The organism is Prosthecobacter sp., assembly GCF_044227185.1.
GTDB lineage: Bacteria > Verrucomicrobiota > Verrucomicrobiia > Verrucomicrobiales > Verrucomicrobiaceae > Prosthecobacter.
The window spans coordinates 264,522-287,880 of record NZ_JBGAFO010000009.1 but is presented as its reverse complement, the minus strand read 5'-3'; the positions used below and the strand labels follow the sequence as shown (position 1 = coordinate 287,880).

The 23,359-nt window shown below is 62.5% G+C and carries 20 protein-coding genes; 3 read left to right on the top strand and 17 right to left on the bottom strand.

Annotation, left to right across the window (positions count from 1 at the left end):
* The 14 genes from ACILSQ_RS21460 to ACILSQ_RS21395 are packed head-to-tail and all read right to left on the bottom strand — an operon-like array spanning position 1 to position 17,206.
* Positions 1–1,662 (bottom strand): phosphate ABC transporter substrate-binding protein, encoded by a 1,662-nt coding sequence (locus tag ACILSQ_RS21460; protein WP_395745711.1) that lies wholly within the window; start codon positions 1,660–1,662, stop codon positions 1–3.
* A 47-nt stretch (positions 1,663–1,709) separates the two neighbouring features.
* On the bottom strand, positions 1,710–3,197 hold the full coding sequence (locus ACILSQ_RS21455; RefSeq protein ID WP_395745710.1) for a hypothetical protein: 1,488 nt from the start codon (positions 3,195–3,197) through the stop codon (positions 1,710–1,712).
* Positions 3,194–5,662: an alpha/beta hydrolase fold domain-containing protein gene (locus tag ACILSQ_RS21450; RefSeq protein WP_395745709.1), complete on the bottom strand. Its 2,469-nt coding sequence runs from the start codon at positions 5,660–5,662 to the stop codon at positions 3,194–3,196. Before ACILSQ_RS21450 ends, ACILSQ_RS21455 begins: the two co-directional genes overlap by 4 nt.
* The gene (locus tag ACILSQ_RS21445) at positions 5,659–6,849 is read right to left on the bottom strand and encodes a hypothetical protein (RefSeq protein WP_395745708.1); all 1,191 of its coding nucleotides are present in this window, start codon (positions 6,847–6,849) and stop codon (positions 5,659–5,661) included. Before ACILSQ_RS21445 ends, ACILSQ_RS21450 begins: the two co-directional genes overlap by 4 nt.
* Complete coding sequence (locus tag ACILSQ_RS21440) at positions 6,846–7,583, bottom strand: phytanoyl-CoA dioxygenase family protein (protein ID WP_395745707.1); 738 nt, start codon at positions 7,581–7,583, stop codon at positions 6,846–6,848. Before ACILSQ_RS21440 ends, ACILSQ_RS21445 begins: the two co-directional genes overlap by 4 nt.
* Positions 7,580–8,431: an aldo/keto reductase gene (locus ACILSQ_RS21435; RefSeq protein WP_395745706.1), complete on the bottom strand. Its 852-nt coding sequence runs from the start codon at positions 8,429–8,431 to the stop codon at positions 7,580–7,582. The genes ACILSQ_RS21440 and ACILSQ_RS21435 overlap by 4 nt, the downstream gene beginning before the upstream one ends.
* Entirely contained in the window at positions 8,428–9,720 is a 1,293-nt protein-coding gene (gene eno / locus ACILSQ_RS21430) for a phosphopyruvate hydratase (RefSeq protein WP_395745705.1), read from the bottom strand. Before eno ends, ACILSQ_RS21435 begins: the two co-directional genes overlap by 4 nt.
* On the bottom strand, positions 9,717–10,667 hold the full coding sequence (locus ACILSQ_RS21425; RefSeq protein WP_395745704.1) for a phosphotransferase family protein: 951 nt from the start codon (positions 10,665–10,667) through the stop codon (positions 9,717–9,719). The genes eno and ACILSQ_RS21425 overlap by 4 nt, the downstream gene beginning before the upstream one ends.
* Positions 10,668–10,703: 36 nt before the next feature.
* Positions 10,704–12,065: a hypothetical protein gene (locus ACILSQ_RS21420; RefSeq protein ID WP_395745703.1), complete on the bottom strand. Its 1,362-nt coding sequence runs from the start codon at positions 12,063–12,065 to the stop codon at positions 10,704–10,706.
* Complete coding sequence (locus ACILSQ_RS21415) at positions 12,062–13,285, bottom strand: family 10 glycosylhydrolase (RefSeq protein WP_395745702.1); 1,224 nt, start codon at positions 13,283–13,285, stop codon at positions 12,062–12,064. The genes ACILSQ_RS21420 and ACILSQ_RS21415 overlap by 4 nt, the downstream gene beginning before the upstream one ends.
* On the bottom strand, positions 13,285–14,100 hold the full coding sequence (locus tag ACILSQ_RS21410; RefSeq protein WP_395745701.1) for an HpcH/HpaI aldolase/citrate lyase family protein: 816 nt from the start codon (positions 14,098–14,100) through the stop codon (positions 13,285–13,287). Before ACILSQ_RS21410 ends, ACILSQ_RS21415 begins: the two co-directional genes overlap by 1 nt.
* Positions 14,101–14,117: 17 nt before the next feature.
* On the bottom strand, positions 14,118–15,320 hold the full coding sequence (locus ACILSQ_RS21405; protein ID WP_395745700.1) for an SGNH/GDSL hydrolase family protein: 1,203 nt from the start codon (positions 15,318–15,320) through the stop codon (positions 14,118–14,120).
* A gap of 5 nt (positions 15,321–15,325) precedes the next feature.
* A complete protein-coding gene (locus ACILSQ_RS21400; protein WP_395745699.1) occupies positions 15,326–16,426 on the bottom strand; it encodes a sialidase family protein in 1,101 nt (366 codons plus the stop codon).
* 18 nt (positions 16,427–16,444) lie between these two features.
* Positions 16,445–17,206: an RraA family protein gene (locus ACILSQ_RS21395; RefSeq protein WP_395745698.1), complete on the bottom strand. Its 762-nt coding sequence runs from the start codon at positions 17,204–17,206 to the stop codon at positions 16,445–16,447.
* Between the two features lie 66 nt (positions 17,207–17,272).
* On the opposite strand from ACILSQ_RS21395, the gene ACILSQ_RS21390 reads away from it, so the two are divergent.
* Positions 17,273–18,352 carry a substrate-binding domain-containing protein gene (locus ACILSQ_RS21390; RefSeq protein WP_395745697.1) on the top strand — a complete coding sequence of 360 codons (1,080 nt, stop codon included), beginning with the start codon at positions 17,273–17,275 and terminating at the stop codon, positions 18,350–18,352.
* A 3-nt stretch (positions 18,353–18,355) separates the two neighbouring features.
* Here the strand turns inward: ACILSQ_RS21390 and ACILSQ_RS21385 are convergent, their stop codons facing one another.
* Both ACILSQ_RS21385 and ACILSQ_RS21380 read right to left on the bottom strand, forming a co-directional pair.
* A complete protein-coding gene (locus ACILSQ_RS21385; RefSeq protein ID WP_395745696.1) occupies positions 18,356–19,141 on the bottom strand; it encodes an SDR family oxidoreductase in 786 nt (261 codons plus the stop codon).
* Between the two features lie 107 nt (positions 19,142–19,248).
* On the bottom strand, positions 19,249–19,476 hold the full coding sequence (locus ACILSQ_RS21380; RefSeq protein WP_395745695.1) for a hypothetical protein: 228 nt from the start codon (positions 19,474–19,476) through the stop codon (positions 19,249–19,251).
* Positions 19,477–19,740: 264 nt separating this feature from the next.
* On the opposite strand from ACILSQ_RS21380, the gene ACILSQ_RS21375 reads away from it, so the two are divergent.
* Together ACILSQ_RS21375 and ACILSQ_RS21370 are read left to right on the top strand one after the other, a co-directional pair.
* Complete coding sequence (locus tag ACILSQ_RS21375; RefSeq protein WP_395745694.1) at positions 19,741–20,730, top strand: permease; 990 nt, start codon at positions 19,741–19,743, stop codon at positions 20,728–20,730.
* Between the two features lie 6 nt (positions 20,731–20,736).
* Positions 20,737–22,059 (top strand): hypothetical protein, encoded by a 1,323-nt coding sequence (locus tag ACILSQ_RS21370; protein ID WP_395745693.1) that lies wholly within the window; start codon positions 20,737–20,739, stop codon positions 22,057–22,059.
* Positions 22,060–22,195: 136 nt separating this feature from the next.
* Here ACILSQ_RS21370 and ACILSQ_RS21365 read toward each other — a convergent pair whose 3' ends face one another.
* Positions 22,196–23,320: an Ldh family oxidoreductase gene (locus ACILSQ_RS21365; RefSeq protein ID WP_395745692.1), complete on the bottom strand. Its 1,125-nt coding sequence runs from the start codon at positions 23,318–23,320 to the stop codon at positions 22,196–22,198.
* Positions 23,321–23,359: the final 39 nt, after the last annotated feature.

Here is a 23,359-nt window from a genome sequence, read left to right as displayed (position 1 = left end):
TTATTCCGCCGCCAGGTCCGAGAACAGCACGCACCAGTTCCACAAAGGGTAGGCCTGTCCGCTACGCGCACCGTAGGTTTCATCCGCGAACGAAAACACCGCGCGCTCACCATCGGAATCCCGCAGGTTGCCATAGCTGAAGGCCCGCGCGGCCATCAGTTCCTGTCCCACCACAAAAGGCCGGCCATCTCGCAGTTCTTTCGGTTCATAGCACAGCACGGCAGCACCCTGCTCTTCCCGAACCTGCCTCACCGGTACCCGGCTGGGGGGACCGGAGAGATTAAGCACCAGGAAAGCCCCCTCGGTGGTGAGCTGTTTCACGGATTCCGTCACCCCTCCCGTGAGCACCAGTTCTTCTGTCTGCTCCGAGCCCTTCCGTATGGCAGCAATCTTGCCGAGCACACCCGCGGACGAGTGTCCATAGCTTACCCGGCAGCTCCTTCCAGCGGCCAGCGGCTGTGCAAACTGAAGGCGCACCTGGGCAGGCGCGATGACTTTCACCCCCGCCAGCGTCACTGGCCTTCCTCCATCGTCATGCACCCGAAAACCCGCCAGCGAGGTGTAGCCGCCGCTCGTGGAAATCTGCTGCCGCGCGAGAAAAGCCGTGTCGAGCACCAGCGGCGGACGCGGCACGGTGAACTCGATGACAAGACTGTCCCGCGAAGCGTCCAGGCGCGCATGGCGTGGCCTCAGCGGCTGCCAGTCCTCGCCATCATCCAGCACACGTTTCATCACCTTGCCCACCTGCTCTCCCCACCAGCGTTCACCATCGGCGGAAAGGTGGATGGGATCTCCATGACGGTCTGGCTTCGTGCGGCTGTTGATCGCGCTGGGCACCGCATAGTGCGGTCCGACCAGATAAAGATGTGCATCGGCATCCGCCGCCATCATCTGCGCTTCTCCCGCGGGGCCGAGCGTCTGATACACAAACATGGGCAGTTCTCCTTTCTGCCCCGTGATGGCGCATAAATCCGCCGACCACTGCCTGTGGTACGCCATGAGTTGATCGCGATACCACGCCAGTCCTTGCGCGCGCGGCATCTCGGTGTCCCATCGCGTCGGCACCAGCCCGCCCGTGGGCCCTCCATTCCCCTCGCCCTGCATCCAATACAGCGCAGCAATGCGGAACTCAGCCCCCGCGGCCTTTGCCTTCTCCACGGCGCGCCGCGCATCATCCAGGCTCGTGCGGTAGTAGCCGCCGCCGTGCCGCTTGGGTTCCGGCGTTCGTGCGTCGGTGGAAAGATCCGCGCTGGAAAGCTCCTGAATCTGCCGCCCGCCCTGCCCTGCACAGGCCACTAGAAAGCGGTTTGTCGCTTTCGGCACCTGGGTCTTGTCATTCACCATCCGCGCAGCCTGCCAATGGTCTGCCATGCCGTTCGCCACCGTTTCCCCCAGCCCGCCATTCACCTCCGCCCGCAGCGGCACCAGAGAAAACAAATCCGCCGCCCGCTGTTCTGGCGCGGCAGGGTGGTCATTAGGCAGCCACGTCCTCACACCGCGGCGAAAGGCCAGATTTCCCCAGCCACTGTCGGCAGGAGTGACGACCGGCAGCGATTCCGAGCCGTCGCACAAGGACTGCCCCATCATCCAGATGCCCGAGATCCGTGCCGCGGGCTCGGCTGCCCCCGCCAGCCCCGGCGCACATGCCAGCCCCACTGCCATGACCAAAAAGGAAAATCTGGAAACGCGCCGAAGCATAGGGCAAAAAGTTACGGGGTGAACTGGAAGGAAAAAATGTCTGCGTCCTTCATGGAGAAACGCAGCCTCACCGTTTTCCCGGCGAGTGCGCTCACATCTGTGCCGGACTTCCACGCCACTTTGCGGTCCAGTTCATTGCCGATCTGCATCACGCAATCCTCCACGCCAAATCCGGGCACCGCTTTGCCATCCGCATCTTCAAAGCCCGCCTTCACACCACCCGCGGCCGAGGTGGAAAAGTTCAGCGCCAGCTCACGCCCGGCAAACACCAGGGGTTTGGTGACGGCATGCCCGCCCGCATAGCCGCAGTGCAGAGAGGCAAACCCATCCGTGCGCAGGGAGTAGCGCCGCATGTGTGCGGTGGGCTGCGCATAGTCCTGGTTCACAAAAACGGACATTTCATTCGGACCCGTCGGCACCACATTGAGGGCGGGATAATTCGTGCGCGAGACCCAGTTCTGCGCGCCGATCCCGCCCCGGATGAAGCCTTCCAAAAATGTGCGGTCATACACGTTCGCATGCGCTGCGCCTTCCACGGGGCGCGTCGTCATGAAAATGGCGTCTGAGGTATCCTTGAAATAACCTGGGTTCACATGGATCGCGGCTGCCTGCTCGTCTGTCAGCACCCGGCGGCCCGGCATGAATCGCGCGGCGATGGACACATACAGATGCGGCGCACGGAAGTATGGATGCGTCTGGTTGGTGTACAAATGCTCCACCGGAGCCTGCACCTCGGGATTTCGATACTCCATCAGCACCGGCGCCGACCACTGCCGAAAGTCCTGGCTTTCACTGCGCACAATGCGCCGGATGCCTCCCTCAAACACGCGGTAATAGGCCACGTACTTCCCCTCCGCCGCCGACCAGAACGGCACGTTCTGCGAGTCGAACATGTATTTGTACGGCACCATCGCTTTCGTGATGACAGGCTCCGGGCTGATCTGCTCCCAGCGCAGGCCGTCGGGCGATTTCCAGGCCGTGAGTCCGCCGCCCTGCATCGTTCCGCCGAAAGCCTTGAACCTCTCTTCCTCAGGCACGCCGGGGCGCTCATCACGGAAGGGGCTGAAGTTATGCGTGGCGGTGTTCGCCTTCATCAGCACCACATTGTTTTTTCGCGTGCCCATCACCTCATACAGGCCCAGCTCAGGCTTGGTCCAGTGGCGGCCATCGGTGGACTCCGCACAGCAGGTCACCTCCTCCTCGCTTCCGTCTTTGTTCGCCACCGCCTTGCCCCGGTAGTAGGCTCGCAGACGGCCGTCGGGAAGCGTCACCAAAGTGGCATATCCGCTGAACAGACCCTCCCACGGCCGGTCAAACTGGAAGGCCACGCCCTCATCACGCGGCGTCTGCAGCTGCAGTCGCGTCCCGTTGAAATGGTCAATCAAAAAGGAGTCCGCAAACAGCTCACGGCGGCTGCCGATCTGGATCGGTTCATTCGCGGCGGCGAGGCTGCTGGCTGTCAGTGCGAGGAAGAGGAAAAGGAAGAAACAGGGCTTCATGGTTGATCTGATTTCAGGTGCTGCATCAGGAGCTCCTGCATGGTCGTCGCGGGCTTCCCGTCATTCGGATAATGCACTTCGCAGGACACGCCAAAGGGCCGCAGCGCCTCCTGCAGCATCAGCGCATGCAGCACGCTGTGGCTGGGATCCGTCTGCACCTCTCCTTTGACGGGCGGTTTGTCTTCTTTCGTGTAGATGATATAGGCGGGCGGATCACCGGCGCTCGCATGCGCCAGGGGCGACCAGCGGCGGATCTCCGGCAGCAGCTTCTCACGCTCTGCGAAAAAGAGCGGAAACGTCTCCTTCCGGGATTTGCTCATCGGCTGGCCAAAGGCGTGCCCGCCGTATTCGCTGTTGGGAATCCACTCCACGAGCTGCTGCGGATCAAACGAGGCCTGCGGCGCTTTTGTGACCGTGAAAAGCAGCCGCGTGGACTCGCGCGCGATGGCATCCGTACTCTTCGGGTCCGCCAGGTCATCGTGCATCCCCAGCCACAGCGAGGAGCAGCCGCCGGCACTCACGCCACTCGCGGCGATGCGCTGCTTGTCCAGGTGCCACTCCTCCGCCTTTGAGCGCACATACTGCAAGGCACGCGCGGCATCCTGCAGCGGCCATTGCAGCGGCGGTTTGATGCCCGCCGCATTCGCGTCCATCAGGAAGCGGTAGTTGATCGATGTCACCGAAATGCCTGCGTCCAGAAACGCCCGCACATCCAGATGCTGATGGATGTCCGTCTTATCCTGCGCCGCCCAGCCGCCGCCGTGGATGTAAAACACCACCGGCGAAGACTTTCCTTGGGACGCCAGCCACACATCCATGGTCTGGCGGAAATGGTCGCCATAGGGCACGTCTGTGAAGGTCGCAGGTGTGGCATCCAGTTTCTCGGTGGCGCATTTTTTCTGCACCTCCGCAGGCGGCATCCAGCCAGTGGGACGCTCCACATCAGGTGTGTAGGCGCACGTGACAAAGTACAGGCCCTTCTTCGAGAGCTTCTGCGGCGGCACATTCACCTGAACCTGCGTGAATCCATCGGCGTACCAGCTTTCATAACCATCGGCCGCGTCCTCTTTCAGCACCGCTCCATTCAGCCGTATCTCCATCTGCTTGGGGGCACGATACGGCAGCCGCAGACGAAAGCCGATGCCATGAGTGAACTCCGCATCTGTCTTTGCGGCCAGAAGCTGCTCGGTCGTCTGCTCCATGGCCACCTTGATCTCCGGGCCGGCTTTGATAAAGCGCTCCACTTCAGCCGCCGCGTCTCCCAGCACCGCACGGAAATCGTTTCTGCCAATGGCCTGCTTTGCCTCAGCTGTCGTCGCCACCACAAAACTCTCCCGTCCCACGGTCTGGGGATAAAGAAAGCCTGCGGCAAAGTCGCTCTGCTGATTCCACAGCTCCACTCGGCTGGCGCGTCGCTCGGCCGCCGTCTTTCCATACGCCGTCACATAGTGCCCCACAAAATGCCGCATGCGGTTCACGGGGTAGCCAGGCGTCCGCTCATCCAGCCAGACGCCGTTGCCAATGCGCATCAGCCCCTGCATCCGCGCCACCAGGCTCTGCTCCCACGCCACCTCCTGGGTGAGAATCATGCTGTGGTATTTCGCATAGCCGTAATGCGCGGAATAAAACAGCGGCATGCCATGCCAGAGCTTCCGCCCCAGCGGCGCCAGCTCCGGCCCCCAGAAGGTGCGCTGCGCATCGGCTTCAAAGCGGTCTGAGGGAAAACCCGCCGCACGTCCGGCCTCGATCATGGCCTCCGTCACGCGCCAGTCCCAGGGACGCAGCGCGTAGTTGGAATACGCACCACCGGTGACCTCCGTCATGATCTGCCCATGATACATCCTCCGCGCGCCGAGCTGCGCAGCCGCATACTCCTGCAGCCCTGTGCCATGCAGGTCCGCATGCACTTCCGGCCGATGCTCATCGATCACTGAAAGCACCGCCGTGAGTTCGGGCGCATCCTCAGGCTTGGTCAGCGTGAGGGTCTTCACGTCCCAAATTTTCCCCAAACGCCCCCCGCCGGTGTAGGGGTCCACTCCATGCTCATTGCGAAAGCGGTCCGTGTAAAACATCGCCAGCGGATTCACACACGGCATCACCAGAATGATCTGTTTCCGCCGTGTTTCCACCGCCAGCGGATCATCACTCAGGCACCATTCCGCAAAGGCCAGCGCCCCCGTGGTTCCCGTGCGCTCCGGGCCGCTGTGCAGCGTGGTCACCAGGCACACCTGCTTGTCCGCGGACGGCACCTTGGCATCCGTGATCTTCAGCAGATACACCGGCATGTTCTGCCCGCTCATGCCACGGGACTCCAGCGTCATCCGCCCCGCAAACTTTTGCCGCCAGTGCGTCAGCGTTCCCACATACTCCTCCCACGTGAGCCTGTGCATGGGAGGGTAGGCCACCTGTGCGTCCAGCGGAAGACGCAAAATCAGCAGGCATAGGATGAGGAGGACAGTTCTCATGGGGTGAAAGAAGGTGGCGCCAGCTTCATCAGTTCCGTCTTCCGGGCTCCGCCACCCGCGCTGCCATCAGGCTGCGGCTTCCCGTTCACCAGGCAGTTGTCCCACGTGGCGCTGCCCGTGACTTTCACGTCCATGCCCTCAAACGTGCAGTTCTTCGCTTCCAAAAACGCCCTCAGTGCGATGCTGCCCATCCGTGGCTCCGTCAGGCGCCGGATCAGCACGTTCTCCATTTTCATGCGGCAGTCGCCCTTGTCGCGTCCAGTGATCGTCAGCGGGTTTTGCGCTGAGGACAGCACCAGCACGTTCATCAGCTCGTAGCGCCCCTCGTCGAGAAAGAAGAGGTCAAAGCCGAGGTTCTTCGCCAAAAACACATTCCGGTAGCTTGTCTGCGCTGTCCCTGTGTCCGTGATGCCTGTGCTGTTGCCGATGCTCACGAACCCATCCACCCGGTACTGCGCGGACTCATGCGCACTGATGCCGTCATCACCGCACTCGATGGCGGCGATGTTTTCAAATACCACATCGCGGCAGTCCCCATGGATGTTAAAGCCATCGTTGTAGGGATGCGTCGCCGTCAGGTTCTTGATCACCAGATGGGCATTGTCTCCGCCAAACTGCACGCCTGCACTGCGTACAGGCGCATGAATGTTCGCATCGGCCAGCTTCTGTCCCGGTGCCAGCTTGAGGTAAAAGGTTCCATAAATTTGCTTCGATGGCGGCTTCTCCTGCGAAGGATCCTTCACAAACGTCCACTCCCCCGCCTCCAGTTCCTCGGCCTTCTTCAGCGCCGCACTGCGCCCCTTCGAGGTGCGCCCCATGTGGTTCATCTTTCCGTCCCACAGAAAGAACCAGCGGCCGAGCACCGCATCGTCCAGCCTCGGCAGCAGTTCGTCGTTTTTAAACAATCCTGGCGAGACCTCCGTCCACTTCGTGGCGTCGATCGGGTCACTGCCCTCAAGAATGGCACCATGTCCATCCAGCGTGACGGGTTTTCCTGGCTCCCCCTTCTTGCTGTAAAACCCCGCATAGTCACGGTACACTCTCGGCTCAAGATGGATCACATCCCCAGGCTGCGCGGCCTTGATCGCAATGGCGATGGTTGGGGCATCTTTGCCCACGCCTACGTGAATATCACGCGCCACGGCGGTGACGGAAAGCAGCGTTAAAAGGAAAATGATTGGTTTCATGCAGGGGGTGTGAGGGCGACGGCCTCGGCGTAGGCGGCTTTGAGCTTCGGGTCGGTCTGCGTGTGGCTGCCGCGATACACGAAGAGCAGGCCGAGCCGCGGATGCTCCGTCGTGTTCGGCGCGGAGTGGTGAATCGTTTCGCATTGATGGATCGTCGCATCGCCGGGAGCCAGCAGCCCGCAGAATTGCTCGCTCAGCGGCACGGCGGACGGCTCCGCCATGCCGATGCTGTTGCCTCGTACGCCGCTGGGCTTGGTGGGCCGCATCCCGTCCTTGTGAGAGCCTTTGACAAAAAACACCGGCCCGTTTGCTTCTGTCACTGCATCAATCGCGACCCACACCGTGAGCATGTCCGGCGGCGCCTGGCAGAAGTAGGCGTTGTCCTGGTGATACGGCACGCCGGAGCCGATGCGCGCGGGCTTGTTGAAGGTCTCCACGCCCACCAGCACCGGCTCTCCATGCACCAGCGGCGCGACGAGCGCACGGATGTCCGCACGCTCCCCCAGTTGCCGAAACCACTCATTGTATTTCTCCAGACGCCAGAGATTGCGCACGGTCTTCTCGTCCTTCTCCAGGGTGCGGGCGTCAGGGGGCAGCGCCGCGAGATCGTCCCGGATGTAGCGCTCCAGTTCGGCGCGCACCTCGGCCACTTCGTCATCGCTGAGGAACTGACGGATGAGCACGACACCGTCGCGTTCGTAATTGGCAAGGAGCTGGGCAGGGTTGGTGTTCATGCGGTGAGTTCGGCAAAAAGAGCGGGATCATCCAGAGCCAGCGCGGCAAAGGCCTGGTCGAGATGTGCGGGGGTCCGGCCACCGACCAATACGGAGGCGGTTCCTGGCTGATGCAGCGCCCAGGCCAGCGCCAGATGCGCCTGGGAGTGCCCGGTGCGTGCGGAGACGGCCTCGAGCGTCGCCAGACGACGATAGGAGTCAGTGTGAAAATACACATCCTGATGCCCGGGCACGAGATCAAAACGCGATCCGCTTTGCACCCCATGACGGTGCTTGCCGGTGAGAAATCCAGCACCCAGAGGACTGTAGGTGACGAGGGCGGTGCCATTCGTCATGCAGTATTCGCGCAAGGCCTCGTTCACGTCACTCACAGCCAGGTTGTGATTGTTCTGCACCACGCTAAAACGCGGCCCTGCGGACTTCACTTGCTCCAGGGTCACATTGCTGAGCCCCACCGCCTTCACCCTGCCGGAGCGTACGAGGTCATCGAGCGCCGCACCGGTGGAGAGCGCGCTCTCATGCCATTGATGGAGATACAGAAGATCGATCTGATCGACGCCCAGCCGCTGCATGCTGGCGGCGATGTCGATGCGGTCATAAGGTGGCAGAATTTTCGTCGCAATGGTGATGCCCTCAGGACGGCGGGAGGCCACCCAGCGCCCCAGAATGTTTTCCGAGGCTCCCTGTCCATACGCCGCCGCGGTGTCAAACAGGCGAACCCCGCGCGCAAGTGCGTGATCCAGCAGCACCATGGAGGCTTCCTCATCGATCTCACGCCCCAGCGTCACACAGCCGAGGCCAATCTGGCTGATCGGCAATGCTGCACGTGTGATGGAAGTCCGGGTCATGAAATCTGAATCCCAGCGTTGCCAAAAATTCCCGCACCCACGAACCGTGCACGTGCGCCGAGCTGCCGCTGGATGCGCAGCACCTCGTTCCACTTCGCCATGCGCTCGCTCCGGCTGAAGGAGCCCACCTTGAGCTGTCCGGCATTTGTCGCCACCGCAAGATGGGCGATGAAGGCGTCCTCCGTCTCCCCTGATCTCGCGGACACCACAGGCAGCCAGCCTGCGGCCTGGGTGCGATGAATGGCCGCAAGGGTTTCCGTGACCGTGCCGATTTGGTTGAGCTTGATGAGCACCGCATTCGCCGTCTTTGCCTCGATGCCCCGTTCAATGCGCGCAAGGTTCGTGGTGAAATGATCATCGCCAATGAGCTGGCAGCGGTGCCCGATCGCCTCACGCACCCTCTTCCACCCTTCCCAGTCGTCTTCCGCCATGGGGTCTTCAACGGAGACAATCGGATACTTCGTCACCCACTCGATCATCAGCGCGGCGAACTGCTCCGTGGTGAAGCGACGCTGCTCCAGCCCCAGTGTGTAATGGCCGTCATGAAACAGATCGGTGGCGGCAATGTCCAGCGAAATGCCCACCTCATGTCCTGGGGTGTATCCCGCCCGCTCGATGGACGCCATGAGCGCATCAAAGACATCCTCATTGCGGTCAAACAGGGGCCAGTAGCCCCCTTCATCCGCCACACCGGCCAGAAGGCCGCGGTCGCGCATCACCTCTGCGGCGGCATGAAAGACATTGGCAGTGACCTCCAGCGTTTCCTCATAGCTGGCCGCCTTCAGCGCCATGATCATGAAGTCCTGAATGTCGATCCGCCCCTGCGCGTGCTTTCCTCCGCCGAAGATCTGAATCTCGGGCAGCGGCAGCAGTGTTCCCTGCCCGCCGCCCAGCGATTCAAACAACGGCACGCGTTTGGCGTTTGCCGCCGCCTGCGCCACCGCCATGCTGGTGCCGAGAATGGCATTCGCCCCCAGGCGCGATTTCCCTGGCGTGCCGTCCAGCGCGATCAGCGCGGCATCGAGCCCGGCTTGATCAAACACATCGCGACCGATCGTGGCTCCGGAAATTTCACCCTTCACATGGGAGACAGCCTTGAACACGGATCTTCCACGGAAGCGCTTCCTGTCCCCGTCACGCAGCTCCAGCGCCTCATGATGTCCGGTGGAGGCTCCCGAAGGCACCAGCCCATGCCCCGTGGTGCCGTCTTCCAGGGTGGCGATGACTTCCACGGTGGGATTGCCGCGGCTGTCGAAAATTTGCAGGGCGTCGAGCGAAGTGATTTTCATGTATGAGCAGTCCAGGCGGCGGTGAGCGCGGCGAGTGAAGGCGGTTGGGATAAATGGGAGAGAACGAAACGTGTGACCTGCTCGCCTTGTGCAGCAGAAAGATACTCAGCAGGAGATTTCCCATGCACGCGGGCGAGGAGCAGGCAGAGGAGGAGCCTGACGGTGCGATGCTCCAAATCATGACCACATGCCGTGGTGTAGGCCGACCAGAATGCGGGGATGAGCGGCAGCGCCTGAGGATTTAAGAGAGCCTTCAAGTGCAGGTGAGTGAGGAGGAAGGCGGTGTCGAATGCGGGATCGCCGAACCAGGCGCACTCGGCATCCAGCACGATGAGACGCTGTGGTCCGATGAGGAGGTTCTTGGGACTGAAGTCGCCGTGGACGAGGGCGAGCTTGGTTTCTGCAAGACGCGCCGCCTCAGCTCGAAGTGTTTCGGCTGCTTCTGGGACGCGCTCGGCGGTGGTCAGTAGATACGGGTCAATGCGCAGTGCCTGAAAATTGGGCAGAGTGTCGAAGCGTTCGCGTGCCACTGGATCGTCCCATGAGGCAGCGTGGAGGCGGCCGAGGGTTTCGCCTGCGAGGGTGGCGGTCTCGACTTCGATCCGACCAGCGAGCAAGGCAGACTTCCAGTTCTGCAATTCGTCGCCGAGGTACTCCATGGCGAACCAGCCATCACCCCCTCCAAGAATGCGCGGCACGGCGGCAGGCATGAGGGGCGAGACGTATTCAAAGAAGGACTGCTCCACCCGATTGCGCGAGACATCAACGAACCAGTCGTCCTTTACGCGCAGCTTCTCCAAGGCGGCTTTGACGACGAGGCGTCGCGTGGAGGATGCGACGAGAACGATGTCGCTCGACACACCGCCGGTCAGAGGTGTCACGCGGATATCAGTGCCATCGATCAGTCCGGCGGCTTGAAGGCGTGGCAGGAGGTCGGTGGTGGTCATGGGCACGATTTTGTAGGGCTGAACTCACCCGTCTCTTCACGGCTTCGCCCCCAGCAGCTTCTTCATTGCATCGGTCAAAACTTGTTCCACTTCCGGGGCGACATTGGAGGAGGTGGGGCCGGTTTCGTAGCCGCCTTCGGGGTAGGCGGCGGCGGTGCCGATGTAGCCGGGGCCGTAGTTGCCGTAGGCCGCCATCATGACGTGGAGATCCGGGCGCATGGTTTTGGCGGCGAGCTGGTATTCCACGAAGAGTTCGCCGGGCAGGTGCAGCATGCGTGCAGTGCCGACTTGCAGGCAGGTGATGTCGATCTCGTGCCCGGCTTTGCTGCGGCGCACGAAGGCGAGCTGGTCGGCAAAGGAGATGTAGCCTTTGGCTTCGGTGGCTTTGAGTTTGGCGGTCAAATCTTCCTCGTTCAGCCGGGGCGAGAGCGGAAGCTTTACCGGCACGCTGCCCCAGGCGATGTCGGCGCTGCTGAGCGGGGTCTTGGTGGTCTTCTCGTAGGCTTCGCGCATGCCTGCGGCCAGGCGGGTGGCGAGGATGACGCGGTTGCTCTGCGTGCCGTTGTTGTATTTGCCCGCGGCGACGTTGCCCCCTGCTCCATTGAAATGCACGTGCAGCGCGGCATTCACATCCTGACCACGAATGAAACGCGCGATGCCGGGGAAATCAGGACTCGGAATGCCGAGGCGATAATAGCTTTGCGGATGGCAGGCATAAGCGCTGAGCACGGCGACGGGCTTTTCTTCATTCCAAAAACTGAGGAGTGACACGACGGGATCGATGAGCCCCTCGGGCAGGGAGATGAGTCCTTCGATCTTGCAACTGCTGCCACGCATGCGCCCCACCTTGCCCTCGGGGGTGCGCTCCACTCGGCGATTGGAGGCGACTTCCTTCACCACGGCTTCGCCATAGCCGTAATGCGTGACGGGCTGTGCATTTGGCAAGGCGGCACGGATGGCATCTGCCGCGCGCTGGATGACTTGGCGGTGAAACGTGCCTTCAAAGCGGGTGTATCCTTTCACGCCGAGTTCCTGGATGATTTTCTCTGCGGTGAAGTCACAGCCTGGGGCGTCGTGCTGATGCAGGGTGTGGACAGCCACGCGTGCAGGCACTGTGCCTGCGGCTTCCGCGAGCGCGGCACGGAAGGCATCGTGGCCCTCATTGGCGATGCCGATCCAGTCCACGGCGCAGAGGATGATTGGCTCGCCACTGCCCAGAATGACGATGCCGCGGCAGCGCAGGGTGAGATCGTCCACACGCTTCACCGGATCATAGGCCATCGCGGAGCCGAGCGGCGGAGTGGCATCCACATCGAAGGTGGCGATGCGCACAGGCTCGGCGGCGCAAGGCATGCTGAGAACTGACAGAAGGAAGGCGAAGGCGAGCAGGGCTTTCATGGTGCGGTGGGTGATGGTTTAACATCACCGAGTCCCTTGTACACTTCTTTCCGACCATCGTTAAATAAATGCAGTCCTGCGGCTCCGGCGGCGAAGGCTTTGGCGGCGCGGGCCTGGTATTGCTCGCGTGTGAGAAGCACGTGCGGCGGGATCGTGAGCTTGCCCGCGGCGATGAGACGGTCCTCCTCGGCGGTGCGGTCGTGGCCTTTCAGGGTGGCCTCTTCGCCAAACAACACGGCGCAGCCGCTGCCCTTGGCCATCTGCACAAACGGGGCGATGTCGAATTCATAGCCGCCGAGGCCATACTGGCCGACGACGAGGTAGTCGAGCAGGTCTTCCTTCAGCCACGTCTCCACGTCGCAGCCCCAGGTGGGATATTTCTGCCAGTCGATGCGCGCGGAGAGGCCGAGGTGTTTGTTTTTGAGTTTCCCGGCTTCATCCAGAATGTGCCGCACCTCGCGGACAAATCCCGTCATCATTTCATAGCGCAGCGGCGCCCAGCGTGGATCGTCCTGTGTGACGGTGCTGGCTTCGATGCCGTATTTGGCTTTGAAAGCATCGGCCATGGGTTTTTCAAAGCCGAAGAATATCGGATGGCGCTGGAAGTCGAGATTGATGCCGTCGATGTCCTGCTGCACGACCTCGCGCAGAATGTTGAGCTTGAACTCGCGCACCTCAGGATAGGCAAACGAGAAACGGTAGCCGGTCTTGCCCTTCGCATCGACCACGCGCAGCTCCGGATGCTGCCACCAAAAGGTGCTGTTGAGAAACTTCGGCAAGCTCCCTCCCCATGTGTCAGCCGGGTAGTCGCCATTCATGCGCAGCGAGGCATAGCACGCCATTCCCGCCGCATGGCAGGCTTCGGTGACGATTGCCAGTGTGTTCTCCCCCGCATCCGCCAGACGCTTCACCGTTTCATGCGCCAGCTTGTCTCCGCGGCGGGGAAATTCCGTCATGCCTTCACCGATCAATTCCGTGACCTTGGACGGATAGTTGGAGCGGCTGCCTGCGATGACACACCACTCCATCACGGCGACCTGCGTGTCTTTGAAGGCGAGCATGGCCTTGCGCAGATCCTCCGCCGTTTTGTACTGCCCGCTGTGAAAGGGGCTGAAGCCATCGTCATTCACCACAATGAGCCTGGCGGCGTTGTGCGGCTTGGGTGGCTGCGCGGCGAAGAGTGCTGGTGCGAGGGCGCAGAAAAGGAGGATATGTTTCATCAGTAGGTCTTGCCCTCAGGCACGATGGGCTTGCCGGAAGCTTCATTGAGCACCTGATCAAACTGCGCGGAGCAGTCTGAGAAGTGCTGATGCAGTGCACCGAATTCGCTGCCGAGCACGACGAACTGCGAGCCGAGGTCGACGATCGTTTTTGCATCTGCCGCGCTGCCCACGGGGCGGCCCCAGGTCTTGCCGTGCTTGCGGCAGGCGGCGGATATCTTCTTCTCCACCTCCATCATCACGGGATCATTCACGCCAGGCGAACAGCCGAGGCGCAGGGACATGTCTCCAGGACCAAGAAAGAGGACGTCCACACCAGGCACGGCGGCGATCTCTTCCACATTGGCAAGAGCCGCTGGTGTCTCAATCTGCGCGACGAGGAAGGTCTCGCGATTGGCCTGCTCGATGTAGTCATCAGGCTTCCCGATCCAATAGTCGGCATCGCGCCCGCCGCCGCAAAAGCCCCGGTCTCCCAGCGGTGGAAACTTCATCGCATTCACCAGCGCGCGTGCTTCATCAGCACTGCCGACATGTGGAATCATCAGGCCGGACGCACCGTCTTCCAGCAGGCGGTAAAGCGGATTCTTCTCCTTCGTTGAAGCACGCCAGATGCAGTCGATGTCCGCCGCATGATGGCGCCCCAGCATGCTCTCGGCTTCGCGCGGGTCCCACACCCGGTGCTCGGCATCCAGCCAGATGCCGTCGTAGTGGAAATGAGCGGCGATGGCCGGGAAGAAGGCGATGGGCGAACCCGTGCAGCAGATGCGTGCCACGTGACCGGCGCGGATTTTGGCGAGTACTTTGGAGCGTCTCATAAAAGAAGGAAAATGATTCAGGGTTGATGCCGGAGCAGCCAGGCAGCGAGAATTTCGGGCGCGGGGGCGGTGTCTCCCTCGCTACGGGAGATCATGGAAAGGTCCTGCGCCTTGATGAGGCGCAGCGCCAAGGCTTCATGCCGGCGTTCGTCCTTGTTGAGCATGGGTTTCGCCACCGAGGGCAGAACTGCCACCACATCCCACTGCTGCATTCCGAAACTGAGCGACCAGTTCATGATCCACGCATAGTCATGGTGGAACTTTTGCGCGTTTGACAGCGGCAGCTCCGCGGGCACGGCGATGAGCACAAGGTCCTGCCCCATGCCTCGCACCTTGCGCGCAGCCACCTCGATCTCAGCGAGCGTCTGGCCCGCCACGGGCCACGGGGTCACCTCGACGACCGCCGCGGGATGCAGCCTCTGCAGCGCGGGCGTGATCAAAGTGTCATACGGCGGCATGGCGAGCACCTTCACAGGCTGGCCGGCCTTGAGCTTTGCAAACGTATGCGCCAGCGCAGGCGTGGGCGGGCCGATTTCCCGAAGAGAAACGGCCTGGCCGCTGATGGCCTGCGCCAGCGTTTGGGCAAAGAGCTTGTGCCCGGCCATGTTGGGATGAATCGCATCACTCATGAGCAGGTCCCATTCCGAGGCGTCCGCGGCACGCACCTCTTCAAAGGCCGCGTGGCAGTCGGCCAGCGGGAGCTTTTCGCTCTTCGCCATCTCGCGAATGGCCTGCGTGAATTCCGCGAGCCTCGCACCGGGCCGCTGCGCAGTCTCGACGACCGAATTCTGCGTGCACAGAACCACCTCGGCTCCGCCTTGGCGGCAGCGGGTGATCATTTCACGCAGATTCTTTTTAAACACCTCCACCGGCGTCTTCACCAGATCGTTCATGCCAAACATGATCGTCACGAGCTGCGGCTTCTGGGCCAGCACGTCCCGCTCGAGGCGTTTGAGGCCGCCCGTCGTGGTGTCTCCGCTGATGCCCGCATTATGAACGCTGAGCTGCGCCTGTGGATAGATTTGCCGCAGGGCGAGCGCAAGGATTTCAGGATAAGCCCGGCGGCCGCCGCTATGATAATACACTCCGGTGATGCTGTCGCCGATGCAGACAATGCGCACAGGCTCCTTCCCTGCGGCAAGCTTTTGCGCGGTCTGCGTTGGCTCTGCCGCAGGCAGGCCCGCGCACAGGCAGCTCAGAAGTAGTACAACGGAGCGCATGTGCATCAGGGTTGCTTCAGCCAGTCCAGGGTGATGCGGCGGATGCGCAGCCGGTTCAGCGCGCCCACCTTGCTGTCTCCGGCGCAGTAGCCGATCAGCATCGCGTCGCCGACGAAGTGGATGGCGGTGTAATGGTAAATTCCGTCCGGATCATTCTCGATGAGCTTGCGCTGCGGCCACGTCTTCCCGCCATCGGTCGAAATCGCCGCCACATACGGATTCCGCTTCTTGGGCGGAAACGGAAACTTGCCCGAGTGGTCATTGTAGATCGCCAGCAGGTCGCTGCTTCCCGGCAGCCGTTTGATGCTCGCCGGTCCGTTCGGAGATTTCATCTCCGTGGGCACGGGAGGGGAAAAGGTCTTTCCCGCGTCGGTCGAGTACATTCCATACTGCGCTCCCTGATCCGTGCGGCACCAGGAGAAAAGCCCGCCGTCCGCCAGCTCCACCACGCCCGGCTCCTGCAGTCCGCTGCCGCTCTTCACCGGCATGGCCCACCAGCTGGAGGATTCAGTCCACGTCGCCCCTTCGTCGTCAGAGTAGATCCACATGGCGATGGCGCGCGCATCCCAGGACTTGTTCGTGTCCTGGGCCGTCCCTCGTGAGCGGTGAAACGCCAGCGGAATGACAATGCGCCCCTTGCTCGTCTGGATCACCCGGTCGTTGTTCATCACAAAGTATCCCGGCGCCTGCAGCACCAGCTTCGGCTCCGTCCACGTTTCGCCATCATCGGTGGAGATGCGCATGTGCGGCCGGCAGTCGATCCAGCTGTTCTTGATGCAGTAAAACATCGCCAGTTTCCCGCTGGCCAGCCGCAGCAGAGAGACGCTCATCACGTTGTTGCCGCCGTTGTTTTCCACCACGGTCACAGGCTGGCTCCAGGTGCGGCCCTGATCATCCGAATGAATCCGCACGATGCGCGCCGGGCTCTCATCCCGCGCACCTCCGTAAAACTGCGAGTAGCAGAAAATGATGCGCCCGGAAGCGAGCGTGGCAAAAGATCCCTCCGAATTGCGCGGATTCTCCGGCGTCGGGTCGAGATTGAATGTGATGACACTTTCGGCCTGCGCCAGGCAGGTGATGGCGAGAAAAAGGGCAATGAGTTTCATGAGATTGGATTGCGGGACTTACCACTCACCCTCGCGGGCAAACTGCTTTTTCACGTTGGCGCTGAACTGCGCGATGGACGCTTCCAGACCGGCAAGAAGCTCCTCTGTGCCGCGCCCCGCGCCTTCGCGGGCGGCGGGAATGACCGTGGTGCATTCATTCGCATCCATGAAGCGGGCGGCCTCCAGCAGCCTGGGCTGATCTTCAGGAGGAACGACAAGAAAGCCGTGCTTGTCGGCATGGATCAGATCACCCGGGTTCACCTTGCGGCCAAAAACCTCGACTTCGCAGCCCCAGCGCACAGGATGCACATGCGCATGACCCACGCAGAGCCTGCGAGCCAGCGCCTTGAAGCCCGCGTTGGTCATCTCATCCAGATCGCGCACCGCCCCATCCGTGATGGTGCCCACGCAGCCCATTGCGCGGAACATGTTTGCGCTCACCTCGCCCCAGGCGGAGCCAAGCACTCGGGGCTTGTCCAGATCCTGCACCACCACGATTTTCGGCCCGGGAACGCTGGCGATGTACCTGCGAAATTCTTCTCCCGCACGCGGGTTTGCCTGCCGGTGCGCGGCGTTTGAAGGCTCGATCACCAGCGTCACCGCATACCCCGCCATCGGGCCCATCTGCGGCATGAAGTCGCGCGTCTCCTCAATGTTAAAGGCATCCTCCCCCGGATTGTGCCGGGTGATCTGCTCCCACCCGTTGTAGATCGTGGGCGTGTTCCAGCGTTTCAGTTGCAGCAGGTCGCTGTGGGAGAGATGGCGCGAGCTTGAAGACATGGTGCGAAACAGGCTGCTGAAACGATTTGTCACAACGCCTTGCTTCTGGTCTGTTGCCCAAACCAGATGAACCCGTCCACCTCATCCAGTCCCCGGCTCCCGCAGCGCACCTCCCTCGTCACCCTCACTGCTCAGAGCCTGCGCGAGTCCATGCAGGCCGGTCATTGGCACGGCCATCTGCCGGGGGAGCGCGAGCTCTGCACGCGCCTGCAGGTCAGCCGCCACACCCTGCGCGCGGCATTGCATGAGCTGCAGCGCGACGGCTTTCTGGAGGTCTCGGACAGGCAGCGGCGCCGCATCAAGACCGCGGTTAAAACAAAGAAAGCCGTTCATTCGCGCGTGATCGCCCTCATCTCGCCGCGCCCGCTGCTGGAGATGTCCCCCTCCACCGTTGTGATGGTGGATGATCTGCGCGATCAGCTCTCGCGCCAGGGCTTCAGCTTCGAGATTCATGTGAGCACCGCCTGCTTCACCTCAAAGCCGGCCCGTGCGCTGGAGGCGCTGACCACCCGCTCACCCGCGGCTGCCTGGCTTCTGTTTGGCTCGCTGGAGCCGGTGCAGAGCTGGTTCCTCCGCCGTCAGCTTCCCTGCCTGGTCGTGGGCTCCTGCGCGCCGGAGATCGGCCTCCCCTCCATCGACACCGACTACCGCGCGCTCTGCCGTCACGCCGGCGGCATGCTCTGCGGCAAAGGCCACCGCCACATCGCCTTCGTGCGGCCGCAGGGAGACTACGGCGGAGACATGCAGAGCGAGCAGGGACTGCGCGAGGCCCTGGGCGGCAGCCACTCCCTTCAGATCATTTTTCATGACAGCACCGCATCCCACCTTTGCCTCCAGATCGAAAAAGCCCTGCGCTCGCCGCGTCCTCCCACCGCCTACGTGGTCGCGCGGGCGGTCCACGTGCTCACGGTCATGATGTTTCTCATGCAACGTGGCAAACGCATTCCGCAGGACGTGGTGGTCATCTCCCGGGATGACGAGACCTTCCTCCAGCACACCGTGCCCGCCGTCACGCGCTACGCCGCAAACACCGGCCAGTTTGCCCGCAGCGTTTGCAAGGCCGCGCGTCAGCTCGCGGAGGCCGGCACGCTGCCCCCGAAGGCCATGCGCCTCATGCCCCGCCTGATCCGTGGCGAAACCCTGTGAGCCTCACCACGCCGTCCAGCCACCATCCACCGCCAGGTTTTGTCCGGTGATGAACGAGGACGCATCACTCAGCAGAAAAGTCACCGCCCCGGCGATCTCCGCCGCCTGCCCCACGCGGCCCAGCGGCACCTTCTGCGCCAGCCGTTCGATGAACTCCGGCTGCTGAAATTGCAGCGCCGGATTCGGAAACGGGCCTGGGGAGATGCTGTTGCAGCGCACGCCCTGCCTGCCCCAGTGCACCGCCAGATAGCGCGCCATCTGCTGGATGCCCGCCTTGCCCACGCCATACTCGACCGGGTTCGGGTTCATCGGCGCCTCATACACGCGGGGATCGGGCGAGACGCTGCCATACATGCTGGAGAAAAGCACCACACTGCCCCCGCCCTGCTCCGCCATGCGCCGCCCCACGGCGCGCGCCAGCGCAAAGGTCGCCGTGAGGTTGCCGTGGTTCGCCATGTCAAAATCCTCTGCGGTGAGCTCTTCAAAGCGCTTGGCCGTGGAGGCATACGTCATCACCACCAGCCCCTGCGGCATCCCATGGGCGCTCGTCTTCTCCTCCACAAACGCCTCCACTGCGGCCGTGTCGGCGGCATCGAGCGAGGCGGACGCCACCCGCCCCTTCAGGCCGGCCTTCGCAAGGCTCTCCGCCGCGCGCTCCGCCAGATCCACGCACAGCACGCGCGCCTGCATTTCTGCCAGTTGGGCGATCACTGCTGAGCCGAGATAACCGGCGCCGCCAAAGACCCAGATCGAGCGTTCCTTGAGATCAAAAGGATGGGAGGAAGACATGAGCCGCAACAAGGACGGCTCAGGCCTCCGGACTCAAGGCCGCGCTGCTGGTCTGTTGTCCATGCCAGACCAGCCCGACCCAGCCCTGCCACCGCCGCTGCCGCGGCTCACTTCGCCACTTCCTTCTTCTTCACCGGATAGGAACCGGGGGACTTGATGAACTTTTGCATGCATTCCGTGCAGCAAAAAGCCACAAAGCCCTCATCCGTCTTCACGCGGTAGATCGGGCGCGCGGCCTTGTGGTCCACGGGGCATTCATCATTGATGGGCCAGGCGGCAAACACGGTGGCCGTCATGGCCAGGCTGAGCAGCAGAGGAGCAAGAAGCGATTTCATGGAGGGGAGTCGAGTTGGAGTTGGGTTGCGCGTTATGCCCCATCAACGCACACGCCGCCCGTCCTCATAGGCCATCGCAAATCCCGCCCACGGATGCGCAAGCCTGGCACAGTGCGGGGGAGGTTCAGCAAAGGCCGTCCGCCGGAAAGCCCATGGAATCTCATTTCCGCATCCGTCATTCTGCCTTCTCCGTTATGCATTTCCCCTTTCTTTCCCGCTTGAACCCGCCTTCCCGGCGCGTTTAAGAGAGTTCACTCCAGCCACATGATTTTTCTCGCCGATCTGCCCGCACCCAGCCGCATGGGGGACATCCTCATGGCCTTCCTCAGCATTGTCTTCGAAGGCGCCCCCTACATCCTCATCGGCACGATTTTCTCCGGGATCATCGATGCCTTCCTGCCGGCCAAGCTGCTCGACCGCGTGCTGCCCAGGAGCAAGGTCCTCTCCACCCTCATCGCCGGCTTCCTGGGCCTCGTTTTTCCTGTCTGCGAGTGCGCCGTCGTGCCGGTGATCCGCCGTCTGGTCCAGAAAGGCCTGCCCCTCTCCTGCGCGGTCACCTACATGCTTTCCGCCCCTATCATGAACCCCATCGTGGCCATCAGCACCCTGACCGCCTTCAAGGAGTTTCAGGGCCTGTCCTGGGCCACGGCGGGAAATGCCACCATGACCATCGCCCGCCTCTCGCTGGGCTACCTCGTGGCGGTCATCGTCGGCCTCGTCGTCCTGCGCTTCAAACCGGGCCAGGTGCTGCGCCACAGCATCGCCAATAAGATCGAAAACGCCGCCGCGGGTGACTCCCACGACCACACCCACGCCCCGGCCGCCAGCTTCAATGGCAGGCTGGTGCACGCCATGCGCAGCTCCATGCGCGACTTCCTGGACACCGCCATGTACTTCGCCATCGGCGTCGTCATCACCTCCGTGTTCAACACGCAGATCAATCAGGGGCTGCTCAACACCGTCGCCGGCAACGACTGGCTGGCCATCCCCTCCCTCATGGGCCTCGCCATCGTCCTCTCCCTCTGCAGCACCTCGGACGCCTTCATCGCCGCCCCCATGACCGCCTTCTCCATGGCCGCAAAGCTCGCCTTCCTGGTCTTCGGTCCCATGATGGACATCAAGCTCCTCTTCATGTACTCCAGCGTCTTCCAGCGCAGGGTGGTCGTATACCTGCTGGTGGGTCTCTTCATTCTCATCGGCCTGCTCTCTGTGCCCTGGATCGATCTTGTTCAACATCTCCACACCAAACCCTAAAACGCCATGAGTGGAACCCGCACCCTCGTCCATCTCCTCAGTGTCGCCATGCTCCTCCTCTGGGGGGGCGTGCTGCTCTACTTCTACATCAGCGGCCGTCTCAGCAACTACCTTCCGCCAGATGGCATCTTCCGCCCCATGGTGCTCGTTTCCGGCATCGGCCTCGCCGTCCTCGGACTCTTCAATCTGCTGACCATGGGCGCCGAAGACGTCGGCTGCGAAGGCCATGACCACGGGCACGACGACCATGACCATGATCACGATCATTCGAATTGCGGTCATGATCACGGGCATCAGCACAAAGAGGGCTGCTGCGGCCACGATCACGAGCACGACCATTCCCACAAACATGCCCACGCCGCGTGCGGTCACGACCACAGCCACGATCACGCACACGGCACCTGTGACCACGATCATGACCACAAAGACTGCGGCCACAACCACTCGCACGATCATGCCCAGAAAGCCGGATGTTGCGGCCATGACCACGGCCACAACCATCATCATCACGGCGCCGAGGGTCATGCCCACGGCATCTTGGAGGAAAGCTCCTGGCCCGGCCGCATCGCCGTGCTGCTCATCCTGGCCGCCCCTCTCTCCTGGGCCGCTCTTTCCACCCCGGACCGCTACAGCCCCAATGCCATCGTAAACAAGGGGCTCTACGACCCGAACTACAAAGACACCTCTCGCGCCGAGCAGTTCTCCCTGCAAAACAAAAACAAGAGCGCGGCCCAGCCTGGGGTTGCCGCCACAACGGCCAAGGTCACCACGGAAAAAGCACCGGAATCTCCCACGCCATCCGTACAGCCGGCCCCCAAGACACCGCCCCCCGGCGTCGCCGCAGCCTCTGCCGCCAACGCCGAAACCCAGACTCCGCCCAAAAACGTCCCGCCTCCCGCCCAGACCTCCAAGAGCTACGGCACCTTCACCCTGGAAGACCTCAAGAAGCAGGTCCCGCAGAGCAAGGAGGGCAACTTCATCCTCGAAGTCCCCGAGCTCTATTACACCGGCGGCGACGCGGAAGTGCAGAAAGTCCTCACCGGCCAGATGGTCGAAACCGTCGCCCAGATCCTGCCTGAGAAGGTCAACAATGCCGACGGCCACCGCCTCCGCATCTTCCGCATGCTCGTCCAGTGCTGCGCCGCTGACGCCCGCCCCTACTCCGTTCCGGTCGATTTCGGCAAGAAAGCCCCCGAGTTCAAAGACATGACCTGGGTCAAAGTCGTCGGTAAAATGGACTACAAGAAGGAAGGCAACCAGACCGTCCCCATCATCGAAGCCACCAAAGTCGAGGAAACCACCGCCCCCGACAACGCGATGATCTACTAGCACGCGCCAGCGTCCCCGGAGTGCGGCGATTCATCGCCGCTTTCGAGCGTCTCCCTGTCCCCGAAAACTTTGCCGCCCCCAGGCACCCCAAAACGCCCGCGTTTCAAGGTGCTCCAGTCCCCAGCGCCTCTCCTCCTCAAGGCACCTCATACGTCCCCAGCGCCGCCACCTCAAAGCGCTTCGCCCCCACCTCATCCGCGATCTCATTCAGCGCCTCCACCTCCGCCGTGCTGAAGAGCAGCCCCCCCGCCTTCGCCGTATGCGCCGCGTTCTGCGCCTCCGGCTGCCCCGGCAGCATGCAGTTCTCGTTCCCGTGGCCCAGAATGTCGCCAATCACCGCTTTCACGTTCTCATTGAACGAGCGCCCGTTGGAGAACAGCCCCGTGCTGATCGCATCTGGATGGATCACCTGGAAGTAGAAGCTGCTCGTGCGCTTCTCACCCGCCGGGAAAGGCTTGCTCTTGATGTCCGGATGCGCACCACCACCGCGCAGCGTCGGCAGGCCGCCGCCGATCATCCCGCCCATCACTTCAATAAGCAGCGAAAGCCCGTAGCCCTTGTGCGCGCCAAACGGAAGAAGCCACGCCGCCTCATTCGCATCGGTCGTAGGCTTGCCTTCCTTGTCCACCGCAGCACCGGGAGGCAGCGGCTTGCCTTCGCGCTTGAGCTGCTGCACGCGGCCCATCGCCACGGTGGAGGTGGCCCAGTCGATCACGATCGGAAACCCGCAGGCATCCTGCGTGGGCAGGCCCCAGGAATGGGGGTTCGTTCCCAGCACCGGAAACTTGCCGCCAAAAGGCACCACTTCACCCAGCGTGGAGGTGCAGTTCGTGTAGGCGATGTAGCCCTTCTTCGCCGCATCCATCACATAGCCGCCACCCCACAGGTAGTGAAAGGCATTGTCCACGCTCACCTGGCCGATGCCGTATTTGTCCGCCATCTCCATGCAGCGCTCCATGGCGCGGAAGGCCACGCTCTGGCCCAGCTTCAGCTTGCCATCCCAGGCCTCGCTCGCGGCAAAGGGCTTCTTGATCACCTCCACCTCCGCGCCCGGTTTGCAGCCCCCGGTGGCGCTGCCAAACAGGTGGTCCAGGTGCAGCGCCTTGATGGCGTTGTGCGTGCGGATGCCGTGCGCGGACGCCATCTCGCAAAACCGTGCGCCGTCCTCGGCCTCCGCTTTCGTGTAGCCGCGGTGCTGGTAGGCGGCGCGGACGAGATCGTTGTGGGCTTCGGTGGGGACGATGTGGTACGTGGTGGGCATGGTTGGGCGGATATTGGAGCATCCGCCCGGACACGCAAG

What these genes read in the sequence shown, in the direction of transcription:
- ACILSQ_RS21460 (WP_395745711.1), bottom strand. Translation starts at nt 1,662, where the DNA reads ATGGCAGTGGGGCTGGCATGTGCGCCGGGGCTGGCGGGGGCAGCCGAG.
- ACILSQ_RS21455 (WP_395745710.1), bottom strand. Translation starts at nt 3,197, where the DNA reads ATGAAGCCCTGTTTCTTCCTTTTCCTCTTCCTCGCACTGACAGCCAGC.
- ACILSQ_RS21450 (WP_395745709.1), bottom strand. Translation starts at nt 5,662, where the DNA reads ATGAGAACTGTCCTCCTCATCCTATGCCTGCTGATTTTGCGTCTTCCG.
- ACILSQ_RS21445 (WP_395745708.1), bottom strand. Translation starts at nt 6,849, where the DNA reads ATGAAACCAATCATTTTCCTTTTAACGCTGCTTTCCGTCACCGCCGTG.
- ACILSQ_RS21440 (WP_395745707.1), bottom strand. Translation starts at nt 7,583, where the DNA reads ATGAACACCAACCCTGCCCAGCTCCTTGCCAATTACGAACGCGACGGT.
- ACILSQ_RS21435 (WP_395745706.1), bottom strand. Translation starts at nt 8,431, where the DNA reads ATGACCCGGACTTCCATCACACGTGCAGCATTGCCGATCAGCCAGATT.
- eno (WP_395745705.1), bottom strand. Translation starts at nt 9,720, where the DNA reads ATGAAAATCACTTCGCTCGACGCCCTGCAAATTTTCGACAGCCGCGGC.
- ACILSQ_RS21425 (WP_395745704.1), bottom strand. Translation starts at nt 10,667, where the DNA reads ATGACCACCACCGACCTCCTGCCACGCCTTCAAGCCGCCGGACTGATC.
- ACILSQ_RS21420 (WP_395745703.1), bottom strand. Translation starts at nt 12,065, where the DNA reads ATGAAAGCCCTGCTCGCCTTCGCCTTCCTTCTGTCAGTTCTCAGCATG.
- ACILSQ_RS21415 (WP_395745702.1), bottom strand. Translation starts at nt 13,285, where the DNA reads ATGAAACATATCCTCCTTTTCTGCGCCCTCGCACCAGCACTCTTCGCC.
- ACILSQ_RS21410 (WP_395745701.1), bottom strand. Translation starts at nt 14,100, where the DNA reads ATGAGACGCTCCAAAGTACTCGCCAAAATCCGCGCCGGTCACGTGGCA.
- ACILSQ_RS21405 (WP_395745700.1), bottom strand. Translation starts at nt 15,320, where the DNA reads ATGCGCTCCGTTGTACTACTTCTGAGCTGCCTGTGCGCGGGCCTGCCT.
- ACILSQ_RS21400 (WP_395745699.1), bottom strand. Translation starts at nt 16,426, where the DNA reads ATGAAACTCATTGCCCTTTTTCTCGCCATCACCTGCCTGGCGCAGGCC.
- ACILSQ_RS21395 (WP_395745698.1), bottom strand. Translation starts at nt 17,206, where the DNA reads ATGTCTTCAAGCTCGCGCCATCTCTCCCACAGCGACCTGCTGCAACTG.
- ACILSQ_RS21390 (WP_395745697.1), top strand. Translation starts at nt 17,273, where the DNA reads ATGAACCCGTCCACCTCATCCAGTCCCCGGCTCCCGCAGCGCACCTCC.
- ACILSQ_RS21385 (WP_395745696.1), bottom strand. Translation starts at nt 19,141, where the DNA reads ATGTCTTCCTCCCATCCTTTTGATCTCAAGGAACGCTCGATCTGGGTC.
- ACILSQ_RS21380 (WP_395745695.1), bottom strand. Translation starts at nt 19,476, where the DNA reads ATGAAATCGCTTCTTGCTCCTCTGCTGCTCAGCCTGGCCATGACGGCC.
- ACILSQ_RS21375 (WP_395745694.1), top strand. Translation starts at nt 19,741, where the DNA reads ATGATTTTTCTCGCCGATCTGCCCGCACCCAGCCGCATGGGGGACATC.
- ACILSQ_RS21370 (WP_395745693.1), top strand. Translation starts at nt 20,737, where the DNA reads ATGAGTGGAACCCGCACCCTCGTCCATCTCCTCAGTGTCGCCATGCTC.
- ACILSQ_RS21365 (WP_395745692.1), bottom strand. Translation starts at nt 23,320, where the DNA reads ATGCCCACCACGTACCACATCGTCCCCACCGAAGCCCACAACGATCTC.